Consider the following 13,462-nt stretch of genomic DNA (forward strand, 5'->3'; position numbering starts at 1 on the left):
ACAATCGCTTTTTTTGTGAAAATATAATAAAATAGATAGGAGAAAATACTACTGTATGAAAAGTAAGACGGTCTTTTCGTCTAGTTGAAGGAAAACATGACAAAAAAAGTTGGTGTCGGTCAGGCACATAGTAAGATTATTTTAATAGGAGAGCACGCTGTCGTATACGGCTATCCTGCCATTTCTCTGCCTCTCTTAGAGGTGGAGGTGACATGTAAGGTGGTCCCTGCTGAAAGTCCGTGGCGTCTTTATGAGGAGGATACCTTGTCCATGGCGGTATATGCCTCGCTGGAGTATTTGGATATCAAAGAAGCCTGCATTCGCTGTGTGATTGACTCTGCTATCCCTGAAAAACGGGGAATGGGTTCGTCAGCAGCTATCAGCATAGCAGCTATTCGAGCAGTTTTTGACTACTATCAAGCCGACCTGCCTCATGATGTACTAGAAATCTTGGTCAATCGGGCTGAAATGATTGCCCATATGAATCCAAGCGGGTTGGATGCTAAGACCTGTCTCAGTGACCAGCCTATTCGCTTTATCAAGAATGTTGGTTTTACAGAACTTGAGATGAACCTATCTGCCTATTTGGTGATTGCAGATACAGGTGTGTATGGTCACACTCGTGAAGCCATCCAAGTGGTTCAAAGCAAGGGGAAGGATGCTCTGCCGTTTTTGCATGCCCTGGGAGAATTGACCCAGCAGGCAGAAGAGGCAATTAGACGAAAAGATGCTGAGGGACTGGGACAAATCCTCAGTCAAGCGCATTTACATTTAAAAGAAATTGGTGTTAGTAGCCCTGAGGCAGACTCCCTCGTTGAAACGGCTCTGAGCCATGGTGCTCTAGGTGCCAAGATGAGTGGTGGTGGGCTAGGAGGCTGTATCATCGCCTTGGCAACCAATTTGACACACGTACAAGAACTAGCAAAACGATTAGAAGAGAAAGGAGCTATTCAGACATGGATCGAGAGCCTGTAACAGTACGTTCCTACGCAAATATTGCCATTATCAAATATTGGGGAAAGAAAAAAGAAAAAGAGATGGTTCCTGCTACTAGCAGCATCTCTCTGACTTTGGAAAACATGTACACAGAAACGACCTTGTCGCCTCTACCGACGGATGCGACTGCTGATGCCTTTTATATCAATGGTCAGTTACAAAATGATGCTGAGCATGCCAAGATGAGCAAAATCATTGACCGTTACCGTCCGGCTGGGGAAGGTTTTGTCCGTATTGATACCCAAAACAATATGCCTACCGCAGCGGGCTTGTCATCCAGTTCTAGCGGTTTGTCCGCCTTGGTCAAGGCTTGCAATGCTTATTTCCAGCTTGGATTGGATCGGAGTCAGTTGGCACAGGAAGCTAAGTTTGCCTCAGGTTCTTCCTCTCGTAGTTTTTATGGACCGTTAGGTGCTTGGGATAAGGATAGTGGGGAAATTTACCCTGTAGAGACAGACCTGAAACTAGCTATGATTATGTTGGTGTTAGAGGACAAGAAAAAAACAATTTCTAGCCGTGATGGGATGAAACTCTGTGTGGAAACTTCGACGACCTTTGATGATTGGGTTCGTCAGTCTGAGAAGGATTATCAGGATATGCTGATTTATCTCAAAGAAAATGACTTTGCCAAGGTTGGGGAATTAACGGAGAAAAATGCCCTAGCCATGCACGCTACGACAAAAACTGCTAGTCCAGCCTTTTCTTATCTAACGGATGCGACTTATGAAGCGATGGACTTTGTCCGCCAGCTTCGTGAGCAAGGGGAAGCCTGCTACTTTACCATGGATGCCGGTCCCAATGTCAAAGTCCTCTGTCAGGAGAAAGACTTGGAGCATTTATCAGAAATTTTCGGTCAACGTTACCGCTTGATTGTGTCAAAAACAAAGGATTTGAGCCAAGATGATTGCTGTTAAAACTTGCGGGAAACTCTATTGGGCAGGTGAATATGCTATTCTAGAGCCAGGACAGTTTGCCTTGATAAAGGCGATACCTATCTATATGAGGGGAGAGATTGCCTTTTCTGATAGCTACCGTATCTATTCAGATCTGTTTGATTTTGCAGTGGACTTGACACCAAATCCTGCCTACAGTTTGATTCAAGAAACAATTGCTTTGGTGAATGACTTCCTCGCTGATCGTGGGCAAACCTTGAGACCTTTTTCTTTGGAAATTCGTGGAAAAATGGAACGGGAAGGCAAAAAGTTTGGTCTAGGCTCTAGCGGTAGTGTCGTTGTCTTGGTGATCAAGGCCCTGCTGGCTCTATATGATATTACGGTTGATCAGGAACTCTTGTTCAAGCTGGCTAGCGCGGTCTTGCTCAAGCGAGGCGACAATGGTTCCATGGGGGACCTTGCCTGTATTGTGGCAGAAGATTTGGTTCTCTACCAGTCTTTTGATCGAAAGAAGATAGCTGCTTGGTTGCAAGAAGAAAGCTTGGCGACAGTTTTGGAGCGTGACTGGGGCTTTTCTATCTCACAAGTGAAACCAACCCTAGAATGTGATTTCCTAGTGGGATGGACCAAGGAAGTGGCTGTATCGAGTCAAATGGTTCAGCAAATCAAGCAAAACATAGGCCAGAACTTTTTAACTTTCTCAAAAGCAACGGTATCTGCTTTGGTAGAAGCCCTGGAGCATGGGAATGCAGAAAAAATTATCGAGCAGCTGGAAACAGCCAGTCAGCTTTTAGAAGGTTTGAGCCCAGATATTTACACACCTTCACTGAGACAGTTGAAAGAAGCCAGTCAAGATTTGCAGGCTGTTGCCAAGAGTAGTGGCGCTGGTGGTGGTGACTGTGGCATTGCCTTGAGTTTTGATGAGCAATCAACTGAAACCTTAAAAAATCGCTGGGCCGATCTGGGGATTGAGCTCTTATACCAAGAAAGGATAGGACATGACGACAAATCGTAAGGACGAGCACATCCGCTATGCCCTTGAGCAGAAAAGTTCCTATAATAGCTTTGATGAGGTGGAGTTGATTCACTCTTCGCTACCGCTTTATGACCTAGATGAAATCGATCTTTCGACAGAATTTGCAGGTCGAAAGTGGGACTTTCCTTTTTATATCAATGCCATGACGGGTGGGAGCGAAAAAGGTAAAGAAATCAATCAAAAACTGGCTCAGGCGGCAGAAGCCTGTGGGATTTTGTTTGTGACGGGATCTTATAGCGCAGCCCTCAAAGATCCAACAGATGCCTCTTTTTCTGTCAAATCTAGCCGTCCAAATCTCCTCCTTGGAACCAATATTGGCTTGGACAAGCCTATCGAGTCAGGACTTCAGACTGTAGAAGCGATGAATCCTCTTCTCCTCCAAGTGCATGTTAATGTCATGCAGGAATTACTCATGCCCGAGGGAGAAAGAAAGTTCAGAAGCTGGCAATCGCATCTGGCAGACTACAGCAAGCAAATCCCTGTTCCTATTATTCTCAAGGAAGTGGGTTTTGGGATGGATGTGAAGACCATCGAGAGAGCCTATGAACTAGGTGTTCGAACGGTTGACCTGTCGGGCCGTGGTGGTACTAGCTTTGCCTATATCGAAAACCGTCGCAGTGGTCAGCGTGATTACCTCAATCAATGGGGTCAGTCTACTATGCAGGTCCTTCTCAATGCCCAAGACTGGAAAGACAAGGTCGAACTCTTGGTCAGTGGAGGCGTTCGAAATCCTCTTGATATAATTAAGTGCTTGGTATTTGGTGCCAAGGCTGTAGGACTGTCACGTACCGTTCTGGAATTGGTTGAAAGCTATACCGTCGAAGAAGTGATTGGTATTGTTCAAGGCTGGAAAGAAGATCTGCGTTTGATCATGTGTGCCCTTAATTGTGCAACCATAGCGGATCTGCAAAACGTAGACTATATTCTTTATGGCAAACTCAAAGAAGCAAAAGATCAGATGTAGAGAGGTCGGGACAAGAATCCCGCCCTTTTTTGTAGTCTTTTGTCCAACGGTAGTGGGCTGAAAGAACCTAGCTTGTACGAGCGATTTCTGTCCTATCTCCTTTTTCCATCCTCAGACCGAGGTGACTTTTTTGAATTGTGATAAAATAGAAGGGAGAGGATGCGTCTATGAAAAAATTTCAAATCTTTTTATTTATTGAAGCCTGTCTGTTGACGGGAGCTCTGATTTTGATGGTATCAGAGCATTTTTCGCGTTTTCTGCTGATTTTATTCCTCTTTCTTCTCCTGATACGCTATTATGCAGGCAAAGAGGGCAACAACTTTCTCCTCCTTGTGGCTACCATTCTTTTCTTTTTCATCGTCATGCTCAATCCCTTTGTGATTTTAGCTATCTTTGTAGCGGTGATCTACAGTCTCTTTCTTCTCTATCCGATGATGAATCAAGAAAGAGAGGAGACCGACTTGGTCTTTGAAGAGGTGGTGACGGTTAAAAATGAAAAGAATCGCTGGTTTGGCAATCTCCATCATTTCTCTAGTCACCAGACTTGCCAGTTTGACGATATCAACCTCTTTCGCCTTATGGGTAAGGACACTATTCATCTGGAAAGAGTTATCCTAACCAATCATGACAATGTCATTATCCTTAGAAAGATGGTCGGAACGACTAGGATTATCGTACCTGTAGATGTGGAAATCAGCCTCAGTGTTAATTGTCTTTATGGAGATCTTACCTTCCTTCATCAACCTAAGAAATCCCTTCGCAATGAACACTATCATCAGGAAACCAGAGACTATCTCAAGAGTAACAAGAGCGTCAAGATTTTCCTAACTACTATGGTTGGCGATGTGGAGGTAGTCAGAGGATGAAAAAGCAATCGTATCTGTTAATCGGGCTGACTTCCCTCCTCTTTCTCCTCTTTTTGGCTAATAGTCTGCTTGATATTTTTGAACTGGATTGGTCCTATTTGCTACAAGATATTGAGAAAACAGAGAAGTTAATCTTTTTGATCTTGGTCTTTAGCCTTTCCATGATTTTCTTTTTTGTCCTTTTTTGGCGCGTGATAGAAGAAGTCTCTCGCAGGAAAATACAGGTCAATCTCAAGCGCTTGTTAGCAGGGAAAGAGGTAATTTCCTTTGCAGATCCAGACTTGGACGCCAGTTTTAAGTCCTTGTCTGGAAAGCTCAACCTCTTGACAGAAGCTGTTCAAAAAGCTGAAAATCAAAGCCTGGTCAAGGAAGAAGCAATCATCGAGAAAGAAAGAAAGCGGATTGCACGTGACCTGCACGATACAGTTAGTCAGGAGTTGTTTGCGGCCCATATGATTTTATCAGGTGTAAGCCAGCAGGCTTTGAAGCTTGATAGAGAAAAGATGCAGACCCAGTTGCAAAGTGTCGCAGCCATTCTTGAAACAGCTCAGAAGGACTTGAGAGTCTTGCTCCTACATTTGCGACCTGTTGAGTTGGAAGAGAAGAGTCTGGTTGAGGGGATTCAAATCCTCTTAAAAGAGCTAGAGGATAAGAGCGATCTCAAGGTTAGTTTCAAGCAGAATGTGTTTAAATTGCCCAAGAAGATTGAAGAACATATCTTCCGTATTTTGCAGGAGTTGATCAGCAATACCCTTCGCCATGCCCAAGCATCTTGCCTAGATGTCTACCTCTATCAGACAGATGTTGAATTGCAGCTGAAGGTGGTGGACAATGGGATTGGTTTCCAGTTAGGGGGGTTAGATGACTTGAGTTATGGACTGCGAAATATCAAGGAGCGGGTTGAAGATATGGCAGGAACGGTTCAACTTTTGACAGCTCCAAAGCAAGGATTGGCAGTTGATATCCGTATTCCCCTGCTAGACAAGGAATGATAAAGGAGTAGAGATGAAAATTTTACTGGTAGATGACCATGAAATGGTCCGATTGGGCTTGAAAAGCTATTTTGACCTCCAAGACGATGTAGAAGTTGTGGGCGAGGCTGCCAACGGGTTTCAAGGTATTGACTTGGCCTTGGAACTGCGTCCAGATGTCATTGTCATGGATATCGTCATGCCTGAGATGAATGGGATTGATGCAACCTTAGCTATCCTCAAAGAATGGCCTGAAGCCAAGATTTTGATTGTGACCTCTTACTTGGACAATGAAAAAATCATGCCAGTCTTGAACGCTGGTGCTAGGGGTTATATGCTCAAGACTTCTAGTGCAGATGAACTGCTCCACGCTGTTCGTAAGGTAGCTGCTGGAGAGCTTGCTATTGAACAAGAGGTCAGCAAGAAGGTCGAATATCACCGCAATCATATGGAACTTCATGAGGAATTGACTGCGCGGGAGCGAGATGTGCTTCAACTCATCGCCAAGGGCTACGAAAATCAGCGCATCGCAGATGAACTCTTTATCTCTCTCAAGACGGTCAAAACCCATGTGTCCAACATCCTTGCCAAGCTTGAGGTCAGCGATCGCACCCAGGCGGCGGTCTATGCCTTTCAGCACCACTTGGTCGGGCAGGAGGACTTTTAGATGAGTCTTGCAGATTTACTTATGGAGTTGGATGAGGCAAAAAATCCGAATAAAGCAGGCCCCATGGAAGCCTATATGCGCCATCAATTTTCCTTTCTAGGTATTGCAGGTCCTGAAAGAAACGCTCTCTATAAAAAGTATTTTCCAAGCGCGAAAAAAACAAGAATTATCGATTGGAATTTTGTAGACACTTGCTGGGAAAAGGAGCCAAGAGAATACCAGTATGTGGGCGCCAACTATTTGAAAGCTATGCAGTCTTATCTAACAGAGAGCGATTTACCTAAGCTTGAGCGCCTGGTCGTAACCAAGTCTTGGTGGGACACGGTAGATATTCTAGACAGAGTAGTAGGAAGTTTGGTAGCCGACTATTCGGAACTTGAAGAAGTGATTTTAAAATGGAGCCTATCGGACAATATCTGGCTGAGACGAGTTGCCATTGATCACCAGTTGTTAAGAAAAGAGAAAACGGATGTCCAACTGATGGAAAAGATCCTGCTCAACAATCTGGACCAGACAGAATTTTTTATCAATAAAGCCATCGGCTGGGCTCTAAGAGATTACTCCAAGACCAATCCCGAATGGGTAGCATGTTTTATCGAAAAAAATAAGGAAAGAATGGCTGAACTTAGTATCAAGGAAGCCAGCAAGTATCTCTAGCACTATTGAAAAGCGCATTCATTACTTGAAAAAAGTCACCCGTTTATGTTATAATAGACTGTATTTAAAAAATTTTAAGGAGAAATGACAGAATGTCTGTATCATTTGAAAACAAAGAAACAAATCGTGGTGTCTTGACTTTCACAATCTCTCAAGACCAAATCAAACCAGAAGTGGACCGTGTATTTAACTCAGTAAAGCAAACTCTTAACGTTCCTGGTTTCCGTAAAGGTCACCTTCCACGTCCTATCTTTGATAAAAAATTTGGTGAAGAAACACTTTACCAAGATGTGTTGAACGCTCTTTTGCCGAACGCTTATGAAACAGCTGTAAAAGAAGCTGGTCTTGAAGTGGTTGCACAACCAAAAATCGATGTGACTTCAATGGAAAAAGGTCAAGACTGGGTTATCACTGCTGAAGTTGTGACAAAACCTGAAGTTAAATTGGGTGACTATAAAAATCTTGAAGTATCAGTAGATGTAGAAAAAGAAGTTACAGATTCTGACGTTGAAGAACGTATCGAACGCGAACGCAACAACTTGGCTGAATTGGTTATCAAGGAAGCTGCTGCTGAAAATGGCGATACTGTTGTTATCGACTTCGTTGGTTCTATCGACGGTGTTGAATTTGAAGGTGGAAAAGGTGAAAACTTCTCACTTGGACTTGGATCAGGTCAATTCATTCCTGGTTTTGAAGACCAATTGGTTGGCCACTCAGCTGGCGAAACTGTTGATGTAGTTGTAACATTCCCAGAAGACTACCAAGCAGAAGACCTTGCAGGTAAAGAAGCTAAATTCGTGACAACTATCCACGAAGTAAAAGCTAAAGAAGTTCCAGCTCTTGACGATGAACTTGCAAAAGACATCGACGAAGAAGTGGAAACACTTGACGAATTGAAAGAAAAATACCGCAAAGAGTTGACTGCTGCTAAAGAAGAAGCATACAAAGATGCCCTTGAAGGCGCAGCAATCGATAAAGCTGTAGAAAACGCTGAAATCGTAGAACTTCCAGAAGAAATGATCCACGAAGAAGTTCACCGTTCAGTAAATGAATTCCTTGGAAACTTGCAACGCCAAGGGATCAACCCTGACATGTACTTCCAAATCACTGGAACTACTCAAGAAGACCTTCACAAACAATACGAAGCAGAAGCTGAGTCACGTACGAAGACTAACCTTGTTATCGAAGCAGTTGCCAAAGCTGAAGGATTTGACGCTTCAGAAGAAGAAATCCAAAAAGAAATCGAGCAATTGGCAGCAGACTACAATATGGAAGTTGCACAAGTACAAAACTTGCTTTCAGCTGACATGTTGAAACACGATATCACTATCAAAAAAGCTGTTGAATTGATCACAAGCACTGCAACAGTAAAATAATCTTAAAAGAGAAAAAGCCCACCTGACTAGGTGGGTTTTCTGTCGCACTATTTTCCAAAAATCTCTTTGAGATCTGTATCTGTAATCCCAATCATAGCTGGAATACTAGACCAGTTTTTCTCGGTGAGGATGTAGGATTGTTCAGAGTCACTTGGTGTGGCAGTTTCAGAGAAGGCTTGTTTGCTTTCTTCAATATTATTTTCAATTAAATCACTGAAGCGCTCAATCAGATAGGTCTTGCGGGCAGTCCCGATATGCTTGATTGCATAGTCAAAGGCCTGTAATTCGCCAAGAAGGATGAGCTTGCTCTTGGCCCGTGTAATGGCTGTGTAGATGAGATTCCGCTCCAGCATGCGCTTGCTAGCACTGGTTATGGGCAGGATGACAACAGGAAACTCACTTCCTTGAGACTTATGGATGCTCATGGCATAGGCTAGTCGAATCTTGTACCATTCGTTACGTGGGTAGATGACTTCATTTCCATCAAAATCAATGACAATCTCGTCTTGTTTGGACTCGGTGTATTTTCCAGGAATCAGGTCTGTGATGTAGCCTAGGTCTCCATTAAAGACATTGACTTCAGCGTCGTTGACTAGGTGAATAACCTTGTCCCCTGTTCGATAGTGACACTGAGTTGCTTCAAAGCTAACTTGCCCCTTTTGCTGAGGATTGAGCAGGTCTTGCATGAGTTGGTTGATGGCGTCAATACCAGCAGTTCCTCGATACATAGGCGCTAGCACCTGAATATCACGCGCCGGAATGCCACTTCTGAGGGCAGCGCCGAGGATTTTCTCAATGGTAGCTGGGATATGGCCACTAGCGATTTCAAAGTAGGAACGGTCTGCCTTTTTCTGGGTAAAGTCGGCTGGCAAGATGCCTTGTCGAATATGACTAGCCAAGGTGACGATAGTTGATTCTTCACTCTGACGGTAAATCCGTTCCAAACGCATCTGAGGTATCAGGGGTATCTGGAGGAGATCAGCCAGGACTTGTCCGGGACTAACAGAAGGTAGCTGGTCGCTATCGCCCACGATGAGTATTTTACTGTTAGAAGAGATGTTGGAGAAGAGTTGGTTAGCTAGCCAAGTGTCCACCATAGAAAACTCATCCACGATAATAAAGTCGGCATCCAGATAATCTTCCAGATGACTGGTATCATCGTCTCCCGTCATTCCCAAATGGCGGTGTATAGTAGCGCTAGGCAAACCTGTTAATTCATTCATGCGCCGAGCCGCTCGACCAGTTGGAGCTGCTAGAAGGATAGGCAGACTGCTTTTCTTCCTGAGATCAAGCCCTTCTAAGAGGGCATAAACAGCGATAATCCCATTGATAACAGTCGTTTTACCAGTACCAGGTCCACCTGTTAGGATAAAGACCTTGTTCTGGATAGCGTCACAGATAGCCTGCTTTTGAATGTCATCGTACTGGATACCTAATTCTTGCTCGACAGTAGCGATATGTTTTTGAATGGTTTCTAGATCCTGGCTTTTCTGCTTTTCTTTTTCAAGGATACGAACCAAGTGACTGCGAATGCCTTCCTCAGCAAAAAAGAGGCTGTTATCAAAGATTTTGGTATCAATCTGCTGAACCTTGTCTTCTTCGATCAGATGAGATAATTCCTGAGCAACTTGGCTGGGATCGAGTTCCACGGGACGGGAAGACTCTAGGAGAGTCAGGGTTTGTTCCAGCAAATCTCGGGCTTCCATATAGGTATCGCCCGTATCCATACAGCCTTGAAAGAGACTGTGGACAAGGCCAGCACGGAAGCGCTCGGGAGCTTGACTTTCGATGCCTAGTTCGGCAGCCAATTGGTCTGCAATGGTAAAACCCAATCCTTTGATATCTTCAACCAGTTGGTAGGGATAGTTTTCGACAATATCCAGCGTTTCTTCCTTGTAAAAGTCTTGAATCTGAAAGGCCAGTTTATTGGGAATGCCGTAGTTGGCCAGTTTTGCCAAGACCATCTCCGTTCCGTAGTTAAGACGGAGGGTAGAGACGAAAGCCTCACGGTTTTTGGCAGAGAGTCCTGCAATACTTTCTAGCTTTTCAGGATGTTCCAGAATTTCGTCAATGGTATTTTCACCATAGCTATCAACGATTTTTTGGGCCGTTTTGAGACCAATTCCCTTGAAATGACTGCTAGAAAAGTACTTGACTAGACCCTTACTAGTGGGTTTTGCGCGTTCATAACGGTTGATCTGAAGCTGTTCCCCATACTTGGAGTGCTGAACGATTTGCCCCCAAAAAGTGTAGTCTTCACCCTCAATCACGTCCGCCATGGTTCCGGTGACGATGATTTCAAAATCGTCAAAGTCCTCCGCATTGGTATCTTCAATATCTAGGAGGAGAATGCGATAAAAATTACTGGGATTTTCAAAAATAATCCGTTCAATGGTGCCTGAAAAATAAACTTCCATAGGTTTCCTTTACATGAGTTCGTGAGAGTTGGACCCTTAGCTTCTTTCAACAAGCTAGGAGACTAAAAGGTCTTCTTCTCGCAATAGAAAAAGAGGCTGAGACTTAGCATTCTCGGCCTCTTCCTTATCTTAAAAAGTTCCGATACGGTTGAGTGGCCAGAAACGGAATTTTGCTTCGCCTTTGATTTCGCTAGCCTTGAAGGTACCAACATGGCGGCTGTCGCTAGAAACCAAACGGTCATCTCCAAGGAGGAGGTACTCACCCTCGGGTACGGTAAAGCTGAAGCTGGTGTTGAAATTTACATCGACAGTAAAGGCCTGGGCTTTCTGGGCTAGACTTCTAAAATAGACTCCCTTATCCCCTTCAAAGCCTTTCCCCGAATAGGCGTTTTGCAGTTTATCATTTTTAAACTGTTGGAGGTAGTCTGCTAGGTAAGGTTCGTCAGTTTCTTGATTGTTGATAAAGAGCTTGTCGTTTTCGTAGCGAATGGTATCTCCGGGCATGCCGATGACGCGTTTAACGATGTCTTTATTTCCATCATCTTCATGGGCAACTACAATGTCAAAGCGGTTAATAGGGAGGTGTTTGACGACAAAAAGAATCTCTCCATCAGCTAGGGTCGGATCCATAGAGTGTCCTTCCACGCGGACATTGGTCCATAGAAAGAGACGACTGAGACCAACTACTATAATGATGAGGAACGTAAGTCCCCACTCTTTTAGAAATGTTTTAAAATAATTCATAATTTACCTTTCCAGAAGTGCTTTGGCTTTTTCAGTATTTTTAAAATGAAGCTTGGCACAGAAGTTGAGCCCTTTCATGCCATAGGCTTGAAGGATTTTGCTAGCAACCTTATCAGATGCAGTTCCAGCGCCACTTGGCAGTTGATAGCCTAGTTCTCGTCCAAGATTTTCCAAGCTTTCGAGGAAGAGATCTCGCGCGATGATGGAGCTAACTGCAACAGCTAGGTATTTTCCCTCGGCTTTTTCTTCCAAGCTGATCTTGTTTGGGAAACGATTGGCTTCTTGGGTCAAGTACTTGTCATAGTTTTTAGGACTTGTAAAAGCATCAATGACGATTTTTTCTGGCTGAACTCCTTTTTGGAGAAGGAGAAAGATAGCCTGATTGTGAAGGGCAACCTTTACAGAAACAGCATTGTAACGTTCTCCGATAACTTCGTTGTACTTGCTCGGTGAAAGAAGAAGTGCTTGATGCTGGATCTTTTTCTTGAGGACAGGGGCGATCTGACGAATCTTTTGGTCTGTCAGAGTCTTGGAATCCCCCACACTCAATTTTCGCAAGAAGTCATGCTGGTCAGCTGTCACGAAGGAAGCCACGACAGCAAGCCCACCAAAGTAGGAACCATTTCCCACCTCGTCAGTCCCAATCATAGGAAAATCTTGTCCACTGTTTTCTTGTTGAACTTGGTAACCAAAGAAACTGGCGTACTGCTCAGCAGCTTCGCCCTGCAGGAGGACTTTCCCAGAAGTGTAGATAGAAACGGTTGCCTGAGGCAGTCGCAAAAAATAGCGAATATAGGGATTTTTACTAGGATTGAGAGCCTTCTGATACTGATTCAAAAAGCTCTGAATTTCCTGTTCACTTGGTGTGAGTGTGATACTTGCCATAGTCTCTATTGTACCACAAAAGCAGGAGAATTGGTAAAAACTGACAAAGTTAGCGAAATTTGGTATAATATCGTGAGGTGAATTTTATGGCAAATCTAAATCGATATAAGTTTACATTCGGGAAAAAGACATTAACCTTGACAACCGAGCATGACAACCTCTTTATGGAGGAAATCGCTAAGGTTGCGACTGAAAAATACCAAGCAATTAAGGAACAAATGCCTGGGGCAGATGATGAAACCATTGCTCTCCTTTTAGCGATTAACAGCCTATCGACGCAGCTTAGTCGTGAGATTGAGTTTGACGATAAGGAGCAGGAGCTTAAAGACCTTCGAAATAAGCTAGTGGCAGTCAAGCAAGAGCAGAGCAAGATTGAGGATTCCCTATGATTTCGATCCTTCTCTTACTGGTTCTAGCTTGGGGTTTTTACATCGGCTACCGTAGAGGTTTGGTGCTACAAGTTTATTATTTCCTCGTGGCAGTGATTTCAGCCTTTATTGCTGGGCAGTTTTATAAATCGCTGGGAAATCAATTTCACTTGCTTGTCCCTTATGCCAATCCTCAGGAAGGGCAGGGTACCTTTTTCTTCCCTTCAGACCAGCTTTTTCAACTAGATAAAGTCTTTTATGCGGGTCTGGCCTACCTTCTAGTTTTTGGGATTTGTTACAGTATTGGACGTTTTATCGGTTTGTTCCTACACTTGATTCTGACTAAGAAGCTAGGGGGCACCTGGTTTCGTATTGGAGCAGGTGTCTTGTCTCTATTGGTAACCTTATTTGTCTTGCAAATGGCTTTGACCATTCTTGCAACGGTGCCTATGGTAGCCGTTCAAAATTCACTTGAAAAGAGCGTGGTAGCTAAACACATCATCCAAAGTATCCCTTTTACGACAAACTTTATCAAACAACTCTGGGTGACAAATTTAATCGGATAAAAAGGGCGGGATTTTTCCTAGCCCTTTGTTTACAGATTGGACGGCTAGGTCAAAAC

At 43.9% G+C, this 13,462-nt stretch carries 14 protein-coding genes; 11 read left to right on the forward strand and 3 right to left on the reverse strand.

Annotated elements, in window-relative coordinates; all coding sequences use genetic code 11:
* Nucleotides 1–96: 96 nt before the first annotated feature.
* The 9 genes from mvk to tig all read left to right on the forward strand — a co-directional run bounded on the left by mvk (nt 97) and on the right by tig (nt 8,426).
* Complete coding sequence (gene mvk, locus ACVBD2_RS02140) at nt 97–975, forward strand: mevalonate kinase (protein ID WP_000163310.1); 879 nt, start codon at nt 97–99, stop codon at nt 973–975.
* Nucleotides 957–1,910 carry a diphosphomevalonate decarboxylase gene (mvaD, locus tag ACVBD2_RS02145; protein WP_461685993.1) on the forward strand — a complete coding sequence of 318 codons (954 nt, stop codon included), beginning with the start codon at nt 957–959 and terminating at the stop codon, nt 1,908–1,910. Before mvk ends, mvaD begins: the two co-directional genes overlap by 19 nt.
* Nucleotides 1,897–2,904: a phosphomevalonate kinase gene (locus ACVBD2_RS02150; RefSeq protein ID WP_461685994.1), complete on the forward strand. Its 1,008-nt coding sequence runs from the start codon at nt 1,897–1,899 to the stop codon at nt 2,902–2,904. The genes mvaD and ACVBD2_RS02150 overlap by 14 nt, the downstream gene beginning before the upstream one ends.
* Nucleotides 2,888–3,889, forward strand: coding sequence for a type 2 isopentenyl-diphosphate Delta-isomerase (gene fni, locus ACVBD2_RS02155; RefSeq protein WP_125449592.1), 1,002 nt, complete (start codon nt 2,888–2,890; stop codon nt 3,887–3,889). The genes ACVBD2_RS02150 and fni overlap by 17 nt, the downstream gene beginning before the upstream one ends.
* Nucleotides 3,890–4,056: 167 nt before the next feature.
* Complete coding sequence (liaF, locus tag ACVBD2_RS02160; protein ID WP_125450415.1) at nt 4,057–4,755, forward strand: cell wall-active antibiotics response protein LiaF; 699 nt, start codon at nt 4,057–4,059, stop codon at nt 4,753–4,755.
* Nucleotides 4,752–5,747, forward strand: coding sequence for an envelope stress sensor histidine kinase LiaS (locus ACVBD2_RS02165; protein ID WP_461685995.1), 996 nt, complete (start codon nt 4,752–4,754; stop codon nt 5,745–5,747). Before liaF ends, ACVBD2_RS02165 begins: the two co-directional genes overlap by 4 nt.
* Nucleotides 5,748–5,760: 13 nt before the next feature.
* Nucleotides 5,761–6,393, forward strand: coding sequence for a response regulator transcription factor (locus ACVBD2_RS02170; protein ID WP_461685996.1), 633 nt, complete (start codon nt 5,761–5,763; stop codon nt 6,391–6,393).
* A complete protein-coding gene (locus ACVBD2_RS02175; RefSeq protein ID WP_461685997.1) occupies nt 6,394–7,050 on the forward strand; it encodes a DNA alkylation repair protein in 657 nt (218 codons plus the stop codon).
* Between the two features lie 92 nt (nt 7,051–7,142).
* Nucleotides 7,143–8,426 (forward strand): trigger factor, encoded by a 1,284-nt coding sequence (gene tig / locus ACVBD2_RS02180; protein WP_461685998.1) that lies wholly within the window; start codon nt 7,143–7,145, stop codon nt 8,424–8,426.
* A gap of 47 nt (nt 8,427–8,473) precedes the next feature.
* On the opposite strand, the gene recD2 is transcribed toward tig, so the two are convergent.
* The 3 genes from recD2 to rnhC form a co-directional block, all read right to left on the reverse strand.
* Complete coding sequence (gene recD2, locus ACVBD2_RS02185; RefSeq protein WP_461685999.1) at nt 8,474–10,843, reverse strand: SF1B family DNA helicase RecD2; 2,370 nt, start codon at nt 10,841–10,843, stop codon at nt 8,474–8,476.
* Nucleotides 10,844–10,972: 129 nt separating this feature from the next.
* Nucleotides 10,973–11,587: a signal peptidase I gene (lepB, locus tag ACVBD2_RS02190; RefSeq protein ID WP_461686000.1), complete on the reverse strand. Its 615-nt coding sequence runs from the start codon at nt 11,585–11,587 to the stop codon at nt 10,973–10,975.
* A gap of 3 nt (nt 11,588–11,590) precedes the next feature.
* Nucleotides 11,591–12,472, reverse strand: a complete 882-nt coding sequence (rnhC, locus tag ACVBD2_RS02195) for a ribonuclease HIII (RefSeq protein ID WP_268722886.1) — start codon at nt 12,470–12,472, stop codon at nt 11,591–11,593.
* An 86-nt stretch (nt 12,473–12,558) separates the two neighbouring features.
* On the opposite strand from rnhC, the gene zapA reads away from it, so the two are divergent.
* The gene (gene zapA, locus ACVBD2_RS02200) at nt 12,559–12,861 is read left to right on the forward strand and encodes a cell division protein ZapA (RefSeq protein ID WP_000002027.1); all 303 of its coding nucleotides are present in this window, start codon (nt 12,559–12,561) and stop codon (nt 12,859–12,861) included.
* The gene (locus ACVBD2_RS02205) at nt 12,858–13,406 is read left to right on the forward strand and encodes a CvpA family protein (RefSeq protein ID WP_268722885.1); all 549 of its coding nucleotides are present in this window, start codon (nt 12,858–12,860) and stop codon (nt 13,404–13,406) included. Before zapA ends, ACVBD2_RS02205 begins: the two co-directional genes overlap by 4 nt.
* Nucleotides 13,407–13,462: the final 56 nt, after the last annotated feature.

It is taken from the genome of Streptococcus sp. KHUD_018 (genome assembly GCF_054861215.1).

What these genes read in the sequence shown, in the direction of transcription:
- ACVBD2_RS02150 (WP_461685994.1), top strand. Translation starts at nt 1,897, where the DNA reads ATGATTGCTGTTAAAACTTGCGGGAAACTCTATTGGGCAGGTGAATAT.
- fni (WP_125449592.1), top strand. Translation starts at nt 2,888, where the DNA reads ATGACGACAAATCGTAAGGACGAGCACATCCGCTATGCCCTTGAGCAG.
- liaF (WP_125450415.1), top strand. Translation starts at nt 4,057, where the DNA reads ATGAAAAAATTTCAAATCTTTTTATTTATTGAAGCCTGTCTGTTGACG.
- rnhC (WP_268722886.1), bottom strand. Translation starts at nt 12,472, where the DNA reads ATGGCAAGTATCACACTCACACCAAGTGAACAGGAAATTCAGAGCTTT.
- lepB (WP_461686000.1), bottom strand. Translation starts at nt 11,587, where the DNA reads ATGAATTATTTTAAAACATTTCTAAAAGAGTGGGGACTTACGTTCCTC.
- mvk (WP_000163310.1), top strand. Translation starts at nt 97, where the DNA reads ATGACAAAAAAAGTTGGTGTCGGTCAGGCACATAGTAAGATTATTTTA.
- ACVBD2_RS02170 (WP_461685996.1), top strand. Translation starts at nt 5,761, where the DNA reads ATGAAAATTTTACTGGTAGATGACCATGAAATGGTCCGATTGGGCTTG.
- ACVBD2_RS02175 (WP_461685997.1), top strand. Translation starts at nt 6,394, where the DNA reads ATGAGTCTTGCAGATTTACTTATGGAGTTGGATGAGGCAAAAAATCCG.
- zapA (WP_000002027.1), top strand. Translation starts at nt 12,559, where the DNA reads ATGGCAAATCTAAATCGATATAAGTTTACATTCGGGAAAAAGACATTA.
- recD2 (WP_461685999.1), bottom strand. Translation starts at nt 10,843, where the DNA reads ATGGAAGTTTATTTTTCAGGCACCATTGAACGGATTATTTTTGAAAAT.
- ACVBD2_RS02205 (WP_268722885.1), top strand. Translation starts at nt 12,858, where the DNA reads ATGATTTCGATCCTTCTCTTACTGGTTCTAGCTTGGGGTTTTTACATC.
- ACVBD2_RS02165 (WP_461685995.1), top strand. Translation starts at nt 4,752, where the DNA reads ATGAAAAAGCAATCGTATCTGTTAATCGGGCTGACTTCCCTCCTCTTT.
- tig (WP_461685998.1), top strand. Translation starts at nt 7,143, where the DNA reads ATGTCTGTATCATTTGAAAACAAAGAAACAAATCGTGGTGTCTTGACT.
- mvaD (WP_461685993.1), top strand. Translation starts at nt 957, where the DNA reads ATGGATCGAGAGCCTGTAACAGTACGTTCCTACGCAAATATTGCCATT.